This window comes from Phocaeicola intestinalis, assembly GCF_014837065.1.
GTDB lineage: Bacteria > Bacteroidota > Bacteroidia > Bacteroidales > Bacteroidaceae > Phocaeicola > Phocaeicola intestinalis.
Map to the genome: position 1 here is coordinate 32483 of NZ_JACSPP010000003.1, position 15411 is coordinate 47893.

A 15411-nucleotide genomic window follows, 5' to 3' on the forward strand; every position below is an offset into this window, starting at 1 on the left:
ACTGCGTTTTCAATTCAGCCGGATTGGCTAAATGAGGACATTCGTTAATTGGGGAATATGAAAGGTGTAGACCAACTTATTTGCTAGGCTTAGGAGAAAGATAAGGCATTATAAAGTCTTGTACTTTTTTTGTATATGTCTGAGGATAGTCACGGTAGGAGTGTGCATGGTCTACTCCTGGCACAACCCATAAGGATTTGGGTTGAGGCTTAGCATCGTAGAGCTTGTATATCATATAGGTAGGGACGAAATCATCGTTTCCACCATGAATGAATAGCATCGGGAGGTGACATTTCTCCACTTGATTTAGTGCTGAAGCTTCGTGAAAGTTCCATCCGTTCTGAAGTTGGCATATCCAACTGGTGATATACAGCAAGGGGAATGCAGGCAGGTGAAACATTCCTTGCAGTTCTTTTTCAAACTGGTCCCATACACTGGTATAGCCACAATCTTCTACAAAACATTTAATGTAAGTCGGAAGCTCTTCGCCTGAAAGCATCATTGTTGTGGCTGCTCCCATTGAAATGCCGTGAACTACAGTACGGAGAGAATCGCCAAAAAGGTGGGGGGCTACATTTATCCATTGCATTACGTCTTTTCTGTCAAGCCACCCCATTTGGATAGCATCACCTTCTGACAAACCGGAATAGCGCAGGTCGGGCAACAATACATTGAAATCAAGCGAGTGGTTATAGAGGTATCCGATATGAAACATGCGTATGGCATTATCTGTATATCCGTGTATGATAACTGCAGTATTTGCCGTAGGTTTGGAAGAATAGGCATAGAATGCATGCAGGCGGATACCATCGGGAGCAGTGATAAAAGTATCGCGTAATGCATTGCATTGTGTCAGACTGTCTATCCAAGGCACAACTTGTGGATAAGTTTCGCGTATGTAAGTCATTGAGCCTTTTATGTCTTTCCCACGGTTAATAGGCCGTAAGGAAAAGTCAAGCATATACAAGCCTGCTCCAATGAAGATACCTGCCAATACAAGGATTCCCACTATGGCGCTGATAAGAATTTTCTTTTTTTTCACTGCACAACCTGTTTATTAGTTATTAATGGCTTGTTCTGGTAGATGCGGAAAATCATTTGTTCCAGATTTCCCATGAACCGAATGCTTGTAGCAAAAGCATTTCCAGTCCGTTTTTCACCACGGCTCCCTGATCACTTCCTTTTTTCATAAAAAGTGTCGTGTCGGGGTTGTATAAGAGGTCGTAGAGTAAGTGTCGTGAGGTAAGACATTCGTAAGGAATATCAGGACATTGGTCGGCTTGCGGATACATACCTACAGGGGTACAATTGACGATAACTTTGTATTCGTCCATTATTTCGGGAGTGATTTCCTTGTAGGTGATGGTATGGTCATCGTGTCGGTTTCGGGAAACGAATCGTGTTTCTAGCCCGAGTTGCTTCAAACCGTAGTTGATAGCTTTAGATGAACCTCCTGTACCTAAGATGAGAGCTTTTTTATGGTAGGATTCAAGTAGTGATTCTATTGACCGCGTAAAGCCGATGACGTCAGAATTGTATCCTGTCAGCCTCAGCTTGCCTTTTGTCCATTCGAACTTGATGACGTTGACCGCACCGATTTCGGCAGCTACAGGGTCTATATGGTCGAGATAAGAGATGACTTTTTCCTTGTAAGGGATAGTGACATTCAATCCGCAAAGGTCGGGATTGGTTGCTGTTACTTTGGGAAACTCGTCAATGGTGGGTATTTCGAAGTTAACATATTGTGCATCGATGTTTTCTGAGGCGAACTTCTCATTGAAGAAGTTTTTGGAAAAAGAATGTCCCAGTGGATAGCCTATCAAACCAAATTTTTTCATAGAATAAAATTTATAAAGTATTATTTAGTGGCAAAATAAAGCGTGCAGACGCCCAAAGTCAGTCTTTTGAATTTCACTTCCCGGAAACCTGCTTTGCGAAGAATTCCCTGCATTGCCTCTCCTTGTGGGAAAGCCTTGATGGAGTTGGGCAGGTAGGTATAGGCACTGTTGTCTTTCGAAAACAGTTTCCCCAGATTAGGGATAACGATTTTTGAATAGATGGAGTAAAGTTGCTTCATCGGGAACCATTCAGGTTCTGACAATTCTAGAATTACAAGATGCCCTTCGGGAACCAGTACCCGGTGCATCTCTTGCAGGCCTTTATCAAGATTCTCGAAGTTACGTATGCCGAAAGCTACGGTAATGGCATCAAAGCGGTTATCCGGAAAAGAAAGGGTCGTGCAGTCTTCTTTGGCGAAAGAAATCTGCTTGTCGAGATGCATTTGTTTTACTTTTTCGCGTCCTATGTTCATCATACCTTCCGAGATGTCGGTTCCTATTAATTCTTCGGGTTGGAGCATACGGTAGGCTTGGATGGCGAAGTCTCCTGTTCCGGTAGCTACATCCATGATGTGTTGCGGCCGGTAGGGTTTAAGCAGGCGGATGGCTTTACGCCGCCAGCTTTTGTCGATGTCCAAAGAAAGCAGGTGATTCAGTTTGTCATAAGCAGGTGCGATGTTGTCGAACATTTTTTCTACCTGTACTGCTTTTCCTTCGCTTTCGTTATAGGGCTTGATTTTCTCTTGTGGATAATGGGTCATAGGAGCTTTTTTAATGTGCTAATTGTTATAATGAACAATGTGCTAATGTGCCAATGAGTTTTTTAATGTGCTAATGAATAATGTGCTGATAGAAAAAATATTCTCTCATTAGCACATTCTCTCATTAGCACATTGTCATATTCTCACATTGTTACATTGTCACATTTTTATCATTCCATCAAATAATTCATCACGTTCTTTTCGATACGTTCGCTCAGATGGTCGGTATCGGCTTTGACAAAAGGTTCGCCGGTGATGTGCTCATAAAGTTCGATGTAACGGTCGCTGATGGACGATACTATCTCTGGAGTCATTTCGGGCACTTTTTGTCCTTCTTTGCCTTGGAAGCCATTGTCCATCAGCCATTCGCGGACAAATTCTTTCGAGAGCTGGCGTTGCGGTTCTTCGTTTTCGAAGCGTTCCTGATAGCCTTCCAGGTAGAAGTAGCGGCTTGAGTCTGGAGTGTGGATTTCATCCATCAGGTAGATTTCACCGTTGTGTTTGCCGAATTCGTATTTTGTGTCTACCAGTATCAGGCCTCTTTGGGCAGCGATTTGTGTACCACGTTCAAAGAGGGCAAGTGTATAGCGTTCCAGTATGTCATATTCTTCGGGAGTAGCTAATCCACGTGCCAGGATTTCTTCTTTTGAGATGTCTTCATCGTGCATACCCATTTCCGCCTTGGTGGTAGGGGTGATGATGGGATGAGGAAATTTTTCGTTTTCACGCATATTTTCGGGCAGACGTACGCCACAAATTTCACGTACACCGCTCTTATAGGCACGCCATGCACTTCCGCACAGATAGCCGCGCACTATCATTTCAATGGGGAATCCTTGGCACAATACGCCTACGGTTACCATGGGGTCGGGAGTAGCAAGTTTCCAGTTGGGGCAGATATCGGCGGTAGCATCCAGAAATTTGGCTGCGATTTGGTTCAGCATCTGTCCTTTATAAGGGATACCTTCGGGCAAAACCACGTCGAAAGCGGAGATGCGGTCGGTTGCCACCATAATCAGTTTCTCATCATTGATGTTGTACACATCACGTACTTTTCCGTGATATACACTTTTTTGTCCCGGAAAGTGGAAATCGGTTTTTGTCAATGCTTTGCTCATAGTTTTATATTTTATTACATTTTTAATTAGGTGACAAGTTTTCAGTGGGCAAGGTTTTCAGATAATCTTGACTGTTCAGGACCTTGTCACCTTGTTGCCTTTGTTCTCTTCTTCGAATTTTTCGTATGCCTCCACGATACGTGTCACCAGTTTATGGCGTACGATGTCTTTTTTGTTCAGCTCGATAAAGCCGATGCCCTTCACTCCTTTCAGAATCTTAAGGGCTTGTACCAGTCCCGAAGTCTGGTGTGAAGGCAAGTCTATTTGCGTCATATCACCTGTTACAATCATCTTGGTATTCATCCCCATACGTGTAAGGAACATTTTGATTTGTTGTGTGGTGGTATTCTGGGCTTCATCCAGAATTACCACTGCATCGTTCAGTGTACGTCCACGCATAAAAGCCAGCGGGGCTATCTGTATGATGTTCAGGTCCATATACTCCTTGAGCTTGGCGGCAGGAATCATATCTTGCAATGCATCATATAGCGGTTGCAGGTAAGGATCGATTTTATCTTTCATGTCACCCGGTAAGAATCCCAGTTTTTCTCCCGCTTCTACGGCCGGACGGCTCAAGACTATTTTTTTTATTTCCTTGTTTTTCAAAGCACGTACTGCCAGTGCTATAGCGGTATAGGTTTTTCCTGAACCGGCAGGACCGATGGCAAAAATCAAGTCGTTCTTGTCGAACTCTTTGACTAGCTTCAGCTGGTTGGTACTCCGCGGTGTGATGGGTTTTCCCGTTACGCTGTATACGATGGCATCCCCTGTTTTTTCTACCGCAGGTTTGTTTCCCTTGATGATATCGAGGATGGTTTCTTCGTTTAACGAATTGTATTGTGCACAATGCTTTTCCAAGTCAAGGATAGCTTCTTCGAAAGCGCACATTTCTTCTTCGTCTCCCATAATCTTGATGACATTTCCACGTGCTACGATTCGTAGTTTTGGAAACAATGCTTTAATCATCTGCATGTTGGCGTTATTGACGCCATAAAAGACAACCGGGTCAATGTCCTCCAGTACAATATGCTTTTCTATCATTCAGTCTTTGTTCGTATTTAAATTTCTGCAAATTTAATCATTCCTTTTAATCTAACGCTTCTTATCGGGCATTTTCTTTTCTTTTTTCATCGGATGTTTCGTTGAATCTCGTTATCTTTGTGCCATATTGTTTAGATTTGTGAAATCTGTACTAAAAAAAAAGAAAATGATACGAACTTTCATGCGAACAGTCCTGATAATAGGGGGCTTTTTGGTTGTGTTGGGAAGCTGTATGGAGCCTGACCGGAGTATTGTGCTGAACAATCCGCACAACATCCGTGGGGTAGTAAGTTATAAACGGAGTTTCAATGACCTGAATGATGTGCAGTTGTCTTCAGCTAAGCGTATCGGCATCCGTCCCATTGCTTCGCGTGAAGAGGCCGAAGATGAAGTCGGGTCACGTCTTACCCACATAGCTCCGTGCGGGCATTATGATATGGACTCATTGACACATTCAATTCCTTTTCTTGTTCCGAAGGCTAGTGCCTTGCTGGATACTATAGGCATGAATTTTCTTGACTCATTGGGTCGGAAGGGGTTGAATCCGAATAAAATTATTGTGACTTCGGTGTTGCGCACCAAAGATGACGTGAAGCGTTTACGTCGTACCAACGGAAATGCTTCGCTCAACTCATGTCATTTTTATGGTACTACGTTCGATATCAGTTGGAAACGATTTGCTAAAGTCGAGCATCCCGAGGGGCGTCCCATGCAGGATGTGGGTGCAGATACCTTGAAACTGGTATTGTCGGAAGTGCTTCGTGACTTACGTCAGGCAGACCGGTGTTATGTGAAGTATGAGTTGCGTCAAGGATGTTTTCACATAACGGCAAGATAAGGGAAATGGTACGTTATTTCATTTATTTAGGATATGACGGCACAGCTTATCACGGCTGGCAGGTACAACCCAATGGCATGAGTGTACAAGAAGTATTGCAAAAAGCCTTGTCTGTCTTGATGCGCCGTCCGGTGGAAGTGGTTGGAGCCGGGCGTACCGATGCCGGTGTGCATGCTCGTCTGATGGTGGCACATGTTGATTTTGATGCTCCGGTAGATATATTTCGGATGGTGGACAAGCTGAATCGCCTGCTTCCGCCTGACATTGCGGTTTACCGGATGCGTCGGGTTACAAACGAGGCTCATGCCCGTTTTGATGCCACTTATCGGCGGTATCAGTACCATATTACCACAAATAAGGATCCATTCCATCGGCATTATGCATGGCGTGTATTTCAGTCGCTTGACTTCGAGGCGATGAATCGGGCTGCATCTGTTCTTTTCGAATACACCGATTTTACGAGCTTCAGCAAGCTTCATACTGATGTGAAGACTAATAATTGCCGTATCATGCAAGCTGGTTGGGAACAGGTGGGCGAAGATGAATGGGTGTTTACTATTCAGGCAGACCGTTTCCTCCGTAATATGGTGCGTGCGGTGGTAGGTACGCTAGTCGAAGTAGGTAGGGGCAAACTTACCCTTGACGGGTTCCGTAGGGTGATAGAAGCAAAAGACCGTTGTAGTGCAGGGACTTCCGTGCCTGCACATGCTCTTTTCCTGGTTGATGTGGGCTATCCGGAACTTCTGTTTTATCCATAAACCAGATATCCCACAATACCGCTTAGTACAATCAGCAGGATGGGATTGGCCTTAAAGCGGTAGGAGGCTATGAAGACAGTTACGAAGAGGATGATGCTGACGATGATTTGCACATTGGCGGTGCCGAAGTTTTCTCCATTCATCAATACGAGGGCGGCAGCAGCAAGCAGTCCTACTACGCCCGGACGTAACCCACTAAATACGGAAGACACAGCAGGATGTTTTTGGTATTTCAGGAAGAACCGGCTGATGAGGACCATCAAGATAAACGAAGGAAGCACCACGGCACCAGTCGTGATAATAGAGCCTAAAATACCCCAAGCGTGCGAATAGCCTGCATTGACTACTGCCGTATACCCCACATAAGTAGCAGAGTTGATACCGATAGGACCAGGAGTCATTTGGCTGATGGCGATGATGTCGGTAAACTCGGGCGATGTGAGCCAGGCGTGGCGGGTCACAACTTCGCCTTGTATCATGGATATCATGGCGTACCCGCCTCCGAATCCAAAAAGTCCGATTTTGAAGAATGCGTAAAAAAGTTGCAGGAAAAGCATATGGATAATTAATAGTTAATAATTAATAATTAATAGTGAACGGTTGATGTTTGAGCCGGTGTATGCAAACTTCTAATTTTCAATGTTTAGATTTTAACCTCCCATAGATGTATCCTCCCAGTCCGCTTAGGATAATGACATAAATGGGAGAAAAACCCAAGAGCCAGATAAGAAGAGCGGAAACAATGGGAATCCACACGTTATAGCGGTTAATACGTGCCGACTTTGCCATCTTGAACGTGGGGGCAGCTATTAATGCCACTACAGCAGGGCGGATGCCCTTGAACACGTTTTCCACTGCAGGGTATTGTTTGAATTGTTGGAAGAAAAGGGCAATGGCAAGGATGACAAGGAACGAAGGGAGGATGGTGCCCAGTGCCATCCAGAAAGCTCCCCAGAACTTTCGTAACTTGTAGCCGATGAAAATGGCGATATTGACGGCAAAGATGCCGGGTACGGTTTGTGCCAGTGCCATCAGGTCGAGGAAGTCTTCGCGGGTAATCCATTTCCGTTTGTCGACTAGTTCGTCTTCGATGAGCGGCACCATGGCATATCCGCCCCCGATGGTGAACATCCCGATGCGGGTAAAGATAAGGAATGACTTGATGTAGAAATTCATGTTGTTGTTTTAATCGGTTTGTTATTCGTTTTTCTTATATACGCTGGGCGGCACGCCATAAAATTTCTTGAACGTGTCGGCGAAATATTTCGGATCGGCAAAACCCATACGGTCGGAAACTTCTGCTACAGTGTATTGCTGGCTTTTCAGCAGGGTGGCAGCTTCTTGCATACGGATATTGCGGATGAATTCGTTGGGGGCGATGCCCGTTAGTGCCTTCATCTTGTTGTAAAAACTGGTGCGGCTCATGTTCATGCTGGCGCACAGTGTGTCTACAGTCAGTTCACCTCCTAGGTTTTCCTTAATGAAAGTAGTGGCACGGCGCATGAAGTCTTCGTCCAGTCCTGATGGGAGAGGGATGTCTTCGGCAGGTGGTTCCATGTCTAATGATGCCTGCTTCAGACGCTTACGTATAAACTCACGGTTTTCCAACAGGTTATTGATATTTGCTTTCAGTACCGTCAGGTCGAAGGGCTTTACAATATGCATGTCTGCTTTGGTCTGTAGACCGCGCAGGATATCCTCCTTAGTTCCCAGGGCTGTGAGCAGAATGACTGGTATGTGGCTGGTTTCAATGTTACTTTTCAGGGTTCCACATAGCTCTTCTCCGTTCATTACGGGCATCATTACGTCGGAGATGACCAGGTCGGGCTGAAGGGTGCGTATCTTGCTGAGTGCCTCTTGTCCGTTGCCGGCTTCTTCTGTACGATAGGTGTCAGCCAGGTTTTCTGCAAGGAAAGTGCGCAGGCTGGTGTTGTCTTCTACTATTAAGATAAGAGGAGCATTGGAAGCTGCTTTCCGGACGTTCTTTTTCTGAGGAAGTGCAGGAAGAATTTCTTCTCGTTCTTCCATTGTGGCAAAGGCTTCGCCTGGGATTTCATCGGTGCGATACTGATAATGTTCGCTCCGGATGGGGAAGCTCAAGACGAAGGTGGTGCCTGCGTTTTCAGCACTTGTGAAACTTATTTTTCCTTCGTGATTACGGATGAGCCGGTAGGTGAGCAACATGCCGATACCTGAACCCGTTATCAGTTGGTTGGTAGCATTTCTGCCCCGGAACAGGAAACGGAACAGTTTCTTTTGGTCTTCTTTGGGGATGCCGATTCCGGTGTCTTTGATGCAGAGTGTCCAGCGGTTCTTGGTATATCCGGATTCTATCTGTATTTCTCCTCCGTGCGGTGTGTACTTCAAGGCGTTGCTGATGAGGTTTCTTAGGATAGAGTCTATTTTATTACGGTCTATCCATACATCCAGTTGGCTGAAAGTGGAGGTATAATGTAGGCTGATGCCTTTTTGTTCGGCGTATGCCTGAAATTGTTTCAGGTAGGTTTGCAGGTAGGTTCCCAGCTCATGTCGTGACACTACGGCTTGTGAACTGTAGTAACTTTCTTTCTGGAAGTTGATGAGATTGTCTGCAAGGTCAGAGAGGTTTTCGGTGCTTTGCAGGGCGAGGTTTAGATTCATTACTCCCTTATCGCTTAAATGTTCGTCTTTCAGGATTTCACCCAAAGGAGCCTTGATGAGGGTGAGCGGTGTACGGATATCGTGAGCGGTATGTACGAAGAAATTGATTTTCTCTTGCGATACTTGTTTCTCGTGGCGTATCATTTTGATGCGTACCAAGAGGTATGTGATGCCGATGATGATAAGGGCATAGCCCAGAAATGCCCAAAAGGTGAGCCATGCCGGACGTCCTATCAGGATACGGATAGAGCGCTCTTCTATCGGTTGGTGATTATCGGTCAGGACGGCTCGTACGTGCAGGGTATAATTGCCTGGCGAGAGGTTGGTGTATTGGATGAGTCCGTCGGGCGAGAGAGGTGACCATTCATCGTAGAATCCTTCCAGTTTCCAGCTGTATGCAATGTCGGATGAATTGTCGAAATTGATGGATGAAACGTTGAGTGAGAAAGTGTTCTGGTTATACCCCAGCTTGATTTGTGTCGTTTGGTCAAGCGGTTGGGAAAGGGGAGAATCTTTCTCTCCCGCGTGTACTGTTCGGTACATGATTTTCAAGTCTGTAAATACCAGATGGCTATAGAAATCGGAAGGTAACTGGATGTTGTCAGGCAAGACGATGGCACCTTCGTTACTTCCGAATATCATTTCCCCATTCCGGCTATGGATAGCTGCATTGGGGTTGAAGCTTGCTGCCAGCAGACCTTGCTCTTTGGTCCAGTTAGTAAATGTACCAGTGGAGAGGTTGAAAAATGCCAGTCCGTTTTCTGTGCCCAGGTAGAGATTTCCTTCACGGTCGTTCGTGATGCTGTAAATATTGTTGCTTCCCAAGCCACTGTTTTCGGTATGGTAGTGCCGGATGATTTTTCCTTGATCATCGGCAACGAACAGTCCGTTTCCGGAGGTTCCGATATAGGTATACCGGCTTTTTGGGTGCAGACAGATGGCATTGATGCAACCCATTTCGATTTCATTGTCAAGCGGACGGATTTCACCACTCTGTTTGTTGAGGACGAATACCCCGTTTATGGTACCTGCCCACATTGTCTGTTTGTCTTTTTGTACCAATGTTGTAATAGGATAGCCTATGTCATACTCGGCAGTGGCGTGCGTGTGAGGATGATGCGATTTCAGGCGGTAGAATCCTCCAGTCCATACAAGGCCTTCTTCATCGCGCAGGATGCATCGGATATATTTGTCCGGTCCTTCTTCGGGTGAGAACTTTTGTTGCTGATAAAAGGTCACTCGTCTGGCCTGCTTGTCTATTGCATAGATTCCCGACATGTATCCTCCGGTTAGGATAAGGCCGGGGCGAACTTCGCAAAGAGCTGTAAAGATGCGGTTTTCACTTTCTCCGTTGGAGCCTTTGTCGGAAGAAGTGAGATAGTTGGTCCATTGCTTCCGCTGAGTGTCAAAACAGCTTATGCCGTTGCTGGTGGCATACCAGATGTCTCCATCGGCATCTTCCAGAATGTCGTTGATACAATTGTTTGCCAAGGAATTGGCATTGTTGGGCGAGTGTACAAGCCACTGATAACTGGGATATTGTTCCGAATAGATGGTGATACCAGTAGGGTAGACCACGTTCCAAAGTCGTCTGGCGTGGTCCATGTAAATATCTTTGATGATGTTTCCATTCATCTTATTGGGGGTGCGTGGGTCTTCTTGCAGGAATGGTTCCAGGTGCAGGCGGTTCATGTCCAGGCGGTAAACGCCTTTCCCATCGGTGGCGATATAAAGTGTATCAGGGTACGTACGGTCTGGGATGATATTGTTAATGCCAATGTCTTTCATCGAATTGCCCAGTGCCGTTAGCTTTTCTTGCAGCGGATTATATACATACACCTTATCCAGCAGGCTATTGATGACAAGCTGGTGTGTAGGTTGGTGGTAATAGATATAGTCTATCAGTTGGAGGGTAGGCAGATGGATGGGATATATCTCTCGAATCTGGAAATCCTCGAACCGGATTTTGTATAATTGTAGTTCGGATGCCAGATAATATTCGGTTGCATTTGCCTGTGCAATGCCGATGATTTTGCCTTTTGCCTGTTGGGGTAACTGGTAGTGTTTACCCGAGTGGATGTCGTAAATGACAAAATGCTGGTTCACGCACATCCATATCCGGTCCGAACGGTCCATATAAAGTGCCGATATAGGGTGCTTCTTCAATTCCGGATATGCAAGATGCAGGTCGAAAGTGAGCTGGAAAGAATCTTTCAGTTCGTTGTAGCGAAAAAGGTGTCCATCTTTTCCTATTTCCCATATTGTCTGTTTGCTGTCGGTGCGTAGGAGGTTAAGGTTGGGATAGAAGTCTTGGGCTTTTCCTTGATGGAACAGGTCGTAATGTGTGAACCGTTTCCCGTCGTAACGGTCTGCCCCTTTGTGGGTAAGTATCCAGATATAATATTGTTTTCCTTGTTCGATAGAAAGTACCCTTCTGCTGCTGAGTCCGTTATCCATGCCGATGTATTTGAATATTTGGGCGTTTATAGGGAATAATGACATCAGTATCATTCCTATTAGAATAAAGAACTTGTTCAGCATAACGGAAAGGTTTATGAGTTTTGTTTTTAACGCGGATTAACGCAGATTTTCGCAGATATTCATTCGATAATCTGCGTTAATCCGCGTTAATCTGTGTCTCCTTATATATTAAAGGTATTTACTTATGTACTTCTACCCACTTACGTGCATTGACGAAGGCTTCCATCCACGGTGTGATTTGGTCTTCGTGAATGCGGTCGGCAGGATAGTAGGCATTGTTCCAGGGGAAGCAGGCACGTTCCAAGTGCGGCATCATAGCCAGATGGCGTCCGTCCTGACTGGCGATACCTGCTACGCTATAGTCTGAACCGTTCGGATTGCCCGGATATTCATCGTATGAATATTTCAATACCACGTTGTAATGGTCTTCAGGATAAGGCAACGAGAATTTTCCTTCTCCATGGGCTACCCAGATGCCTAATTTTGAGCCGCTCAACGAGCCGAACATCACGCTTCGGTTCATCGGTACGGTTACGCCCAAGAATGCCGATTCGAACTTGTGCGAGTCGTTGTGCAACATCTTGCCCTGTTTCTTGTCTTCAGGAGTAATCAGCCCTAATTCCATCATCAGCTGGCATCCGTTGCATACGCCTAACGAAAGGGTATCCTTGCGTGCATAGAAGTTATCAAGTGCCGCCTTGGCTTTCGGGTTGAAGAGGAAGGTTCCAGCCCATCCTTTTGCCGAGCCTAATACGTCGGAATTGGAGAACCCTCCGCAGAACACGATGAAATGGATGTCTTCCAGTGTTTCGCGTCCGCTTACAAGGTCGGTCATCGTTACGTCTTTTACATCGAAGCCTGCCAAGTAGAGCATATATGCCATTTCGCGTTCACCGTTGGTTCCTTTTTCACGGATGATTGCCGCCTTGATGCCGCTTGGTGTGCGTCGGTCGGGGTTCAAGCCGAATTGTGACAATTTGCCTGTAAATGACTTGTCGAATACGGTTTCGAGCGGTTGCATCTTGTAGTTCTCGAAACGTTTCTTGGCGCATCCGTTCATGCTCTGCTTGCGGTCGAGGAGGTAGGAAGTAGAGTACCATACATCACGCAAGTAGTCGATGCCGAACTGGTAAGTAGCTTCGTGAAGCGTGACAAGTATATGGCGTTCGTCGGCAGGTGTACCCAGCTTGACAAAGCCTACGCCTGCATCTTCCAGGATTTTCTTGACTTCGTGTTTGTGTTTGTCGGCTATCTGGATGACAACGCCCGGATTTTCAGCGAAGAGAATCTTCACGATGTCTTCGTGCTTGAATTTATCGAGGTTGATTTCCATACCGCCTTCGGTATTGGCGAAGCACATTTCGAGTAAGGTAGTGATAAGACCTCCAGCCGAAATGTCGTGTCCTGCCAAAATCAATCCTTTGTTCACCAGTTCCTGAATGGCAAGGAATGCATCACGGAAATAGCTGGGATTTTGTACGGTAGGAACGTCATCGCCCACTTTATTCAAGGATTGTGCAAATGCCGAACCTCCCAAGCGGAGCTGGTCGAAGCTGAAATCAATGTGGTAGAAGGTCGATTTCGGATTGTTTACCATTACCGGAGAAACAACTTTCTTGATATCCGATACTTCGCCTCCTGCAGATACGATAACTGTTCCCGGGCTGATAATCTTTTCTCCGTTCGGGTATTTTTGCGTCATCGAAAGCGAGTCTTTTCCTGTAGGCACATTGATTTGCAAGGCACAGCAGAAATCAGACAATGCTTTCACCGCCGTGTAGAGACGTGCGTCTTCACCTTCTTGCGAGCGGCAGGGCCACATCCAGTTAGCCGAAAGCGAGAGGCTGTCCATGCCGTCTGCCAAAGGTGCCCATACGATGTTGGTCAGGGCTTCGGCTACAGACAATACCGAACCGTATGCCGGATTGGCAAGACCTGCTTGCGGAGCATGTCCGAGAGCTGTGGCAATACCTTTCTCACCCCGATAGTCGAGCGCAACCACACCGCAATCGCTCAAAGGCAACTGAAGTTCGCCCTGACATTGCTGGCGCGCGATTTTACCTGTAACCGAGCGGTCTACTTTGTTGGTCAGCCAGTCCTTGCAGGCTACGGCTTCCAGTTGGAGCACACGGCGCACGTATTCGTTCAGCTTGGTTACGTCGTAGGTCACGTTTTCATAGTGGCGTTCTACAGTCTTGTCTACCATATAAGTCTTAGGAGAAGAACCGAACATCTGGTCTACCGCCAGGTCGAACGGGCGTACACCGTCGGCTTGCTCGAAGGCAAAACGATGGTCGCCCGTGGTTTCGCCTACCACATACATCGGGGCACGTTCGCGTTCGGCTATCTTTTTCACATGTTCGATAGATTCTTCTTCAATCAACAGTCCCATACGCTCTTGCGATTCGTTGGCTATGATTTCTTTTGCCGAAAGTGTTTCGTCTCCGATAGGCAGCTTGTCCATGTGAATCAATCCGCCGCAATCCTCAACCAATTCCGACAAGCAGTTTACGTGACCTGCCGAACCGTGGTCATGGATGGAAACAATCGGGTTGGTATCTTCTTCGCAGAGGGCGCGCACTACATTGTATGCGCGTTTCTGCATCTCGGCGTTGGCACGTTGTACGGCATTCAGCTCGATGCCTGATGAATAACGGCCGGTTTCTACCGACGATACCGAACCGCCTCCCAGTCCGATGCGATAGTTGTCGCCTCCTAATACTACGATTTCATCTCCTGCTTCGGGCGTTCCTTTCAGGCAATCGCGTTTTGTTCCGTAGCCCACGCCTCCGGCAAGCATAATCACCTTGTCGTATGCATATTTTTCGTTGTTTTCCTGATGCTCGAAGGTCAATACCGAACCGCAGATGAGAGGTTGCCCGAATTTGTTTCCGAAGTCGGAAGCACCGTTCGAAGCCTTAATCAGGATTTGTTCGGGAGTCTGGTACAACCATTTGCGTACGGGCAGGATGCTTTCCCATTCGCGTCCCTCATCGGTACGGGGATAAGAAGTCATATAAACCGCTGTACCTGCAATGGGCCACGAGCCTTTTCCTCCGCCCATACGGTCGCGGATTTCACCTCCGGTACCAGTAGAAGCGCCGTTGAACGGCTCTACCGTTGTGGGGAAGTTATGCGTTTCCGCCTTCAGGGAGATGACGGTCTTTATATCTTTAATGATGAAATAATCGGATGTAGAGTGGTCTTTCGGAGCGAATTGCTCTACTACGGGACCTTCGGCAAAGGCTACATTGTCTTTGTATGCCGAGATAATCTTGTTCGGGTTCTCTTTGGTAGTCTTCTTAATCATCTGGAACAAGGATGATTCCATTTCCTTTCCGTCAATGATGAACGTACCGCCGAATATTTTATGGCGGCAATGTTCCGAATTGATTTGGGCGAAACCGAACACCTCCGAGTCGGTCAGCTTGCGTCCCAGGTCTTGTTCTACTTTTTTCAGGTAGTCCATCTCTTCGCGTGAGAGTGCCAGTCCTTCCTGTTCGTTGTAAGCTTCCAGGTCATCAATGTAAATAATGGGCTGGGGTTTGATATTTACGTCAAATATCTGTTGGTTTAGCCCGTGGTACATGCGTTGCAGCATCGGGTCGTGTTCCGCGTTTTCGTCCTTTACGGAAAAATATTCTTCGATGCGGCGAATACCTGTAAGTCCCATGTTCTGGGTAATTTCTACCGCGTTCGTACTCCACGGCGTAATCATTTCCCGGCGTGGACCGATGAACCAGCCTTGTAAATTCTCTTCTTTTTCTACCGTCGCGTTTCCATACAGCCAACTCAGTTTCTTGATGTCGTCTGCATTCATTTCCTTATTGCATTGGGTAGCAATCACACTTTGATTAGGTGTTCTGAAAAATAGAATCATAGCGTCTGTTATGGTTAAAATTGATTGTTCACTAAAATTATTCTGCAAAGTTACAC

General features: G+C 46.3%; 11 protein-coding genes. 2 read left to right on the forward strand and 9 right to left on the reverse strand.

Annotated elements, in window-relative coordinates; genetic code table 11:
* Positions 1 to 76: 76 nt before the first annotated feature.
* From H9625_RS01485 to H9625_RS01505, 5 genes are all read right to left on the reverse strand, one after another.
* Positions 77 to 1042, reverse strand: a complete 966-nt coding sequence (locus H9625_RS01485) for an alpha/beta hydrolase (protein WP_087406398.1) — start codon at positions 1040 to 1042, stop codon at positions 77 to 79.
* 52 nt (positions 1043 to 1094) lie between these two features.
* A complete protein-coding gene (locus H9625_RS01490; protein WP_022040749.1) occupies positions 1095 to 1838 on the reverse strand; it encodes a shikimate dehydrogenase family protein in 744 nt (247 codons plus the stop codon).
* A 20-nt stretch (positions 1839 to 1858) separates the two neighbouring features.
* Positions 1859 to 2599, reverse strand: a complete 741-nt coding sequence (gene ubiE / locus H9625_RS01495) for a bifunctional demethylmenaquinone methyltransferase/2-methoxy-6-polyprenyl-1,4-benzoquinol methylase UbiE (RefSeq protein ID WP_087406397.1) — start codon at positions 2597 to 2599, stop codon at positions 1859 to 1861.
* 170 nt (positions 2600 to 2769) lie between these two features.
* Positions 2770 to 3717, reverse strand: coding sequence for a phosphoribosylaminoimidazolesuccinocarboxamide synthase (locus H9625_RS01500; RefSeq protein WP_087247254.1), 948 nt, complete (start codon positions 3715 to 3717; stop codon positions 2770 to 2772).
* A 75-nt stretch (positions 3718 to 3792) separates the two neighbouring features.
* Positions 3793 to 4758: a PhoH family protein gene (locus H9625_RS01505; RefSeq protein ID WP_022040746.1), complete on the reverse strand. Its 966-nt coding sequence runs from the start codon at positions 4756 to 4758 to the stop codon at positions 3793 to 3795.
* Between the two features lie 232 nt (positions 4759 to 4990).
* Between H9625_RS01505 and H9625_RS01510 the strand changes: the two genes are divergently transcribed.
* Positions 4991 to 5596 carry a DUF5715 family protein gene (locus tag H9625_RS01510; protein WP_239473420.1) on the forward strand — a complete coding sequence of 202 codons (606 nt, stop codon included), beginning with the start codon at positions 4991 to 4993 and terminating at the stop codon, positions 5594 to 5596.
* Between the two features lie 5 nt (positions 5597 to 5601).
* A complete protein-coding gene (truA, locus tag H9625_RS01515) occupies positions 5602 to 6354 on the forward strand; it encodes a tRNA pseudouridine(38-40) synthase TruA (protein WP_022040744.1) in 753 nt (250 codons plus the stop codon).
* Here the strand turns inward: truA and H9625_RS01520 are convergent.
* The 4 genes from H9625_RS01520 to purL form a co-directional block, all read right to left on the reverse strand.
* The gene (locus H9625_RS01520) at positions 6345 to 6911 is read right to left on the reverse strand and encodes a chromate transporter (RefSeq protein WP_022040743.1); all 567 of its coding nucleotides are present in this window, start codon (positions 6909 to 6911) and stop codon (positions 6345 to 6347) included. The genes truA and H9625_RS01520 overlap by 10 nt on opposite strands.
* A 79-nt stretch (positions 6912 to 6990) precedes the next feature.
* On the reverse strand, positions 6991 to 7530 hold the full coding sequence (locus H9625_RS01525) for a chromate transporter (RefSeq protein WP_087406396.1): 540 nt from the start codon (positions 7528 to 7530) through the stop codon (positions 6991 to 6993).
* A gap of 21 nt (positions 7531 to 7551) precedes the next feature.
* On the reverse strand, positions 7552 to 11535 hold the full coding sequence (locus H9625_RS01530; protein WP_191762803.1) for a hybrid sensor histidine kinase/response regulator transcription factor: 3984 nt from the start codon (positions 11533 to 11535) through the stop codon (positions 7552 to 7554).
* Positions 11536 to 11653: 118 nt separating this feature from the next.
* Positions 11654 to 15355, reverse strand: coding sequence for a phosphoribosylformylglycinamidine synthase (purL, locus tag H9625_RS01535; protein ID WP_191762804.1), 3702 nt, complete (start codon positions 15353 to 15355; stop codon positions 11654 to 11656).
* Between the last annotated feature and the right edge of the window lie 56 nt (positions 15356 to 15411).

Coding starts and splice junctions, on each gene's coding strand:
- truA (WP_022040744.1), top strand. CDS start 5,602: ATGGTACGTTATTTCATTTATTTAGGATATGACGGCACAGCTTATCAC.
- H9625_RS01500 (WP_087247254.1), bottom strand. CDS start 3,717: ATGAGCAAAGCATTGACAAAAACCGATTTCCACTTTCCGGGACAAAAA.
- H9625_RS01505 (WP_022040746.1), bottom strand. CDS start 4,758: ATGATAGAAAAGCATATTGTACTGGAGGACATTGACCCGGTTGTCTTT.
- H9625_RS01510 (WP_239473420.1), top strand. CDS start 4,991: ATGGAGCCTGACCGGAGTATTGTGCTGAACAATCCGCACAACATCCGT.
- H9625_RS01490 (WP_022040749.1), bottom strand. CDS start 1,838: ATGAAAAAATTTGGTTTGATAGGCTATCCACTGGGACATTCTTTTTCC.
- H9625_RS01530 (WP_191762803.1), bottom strand. CDS start 11,535: ATGCTGAACAAGTTCTTTATTCTAATAGGAATGATACTGATGTCATTA.
- ubiE (WP_087406397.1), bottom strand. CDS start 2,599: ATGACCCATTATCCACAAGAGAAAATCAAGCCCTATAACGAAAGCGAA.
- H9625_RS01520 (WP_022040743.1), bottom strand. CDS start 6,911: ATGCTTTTCCTGCAACTTTTTTACGCATTCTTCAAAATCGGACTTTTT.
- purL (WP_191762804.1), bottom strand. CDS start 15,355: ATGATTCTATTTTTCAGAACACCTAATCAAAGTGTGATTGCTACCCAA.
- H9625_RS01525 (WP_087406396.1), bottom strand. CDS start 7,530: ATGAATTTCTACATCAAGTCATTCCTTATCTTTACCCGCATCGGGATG.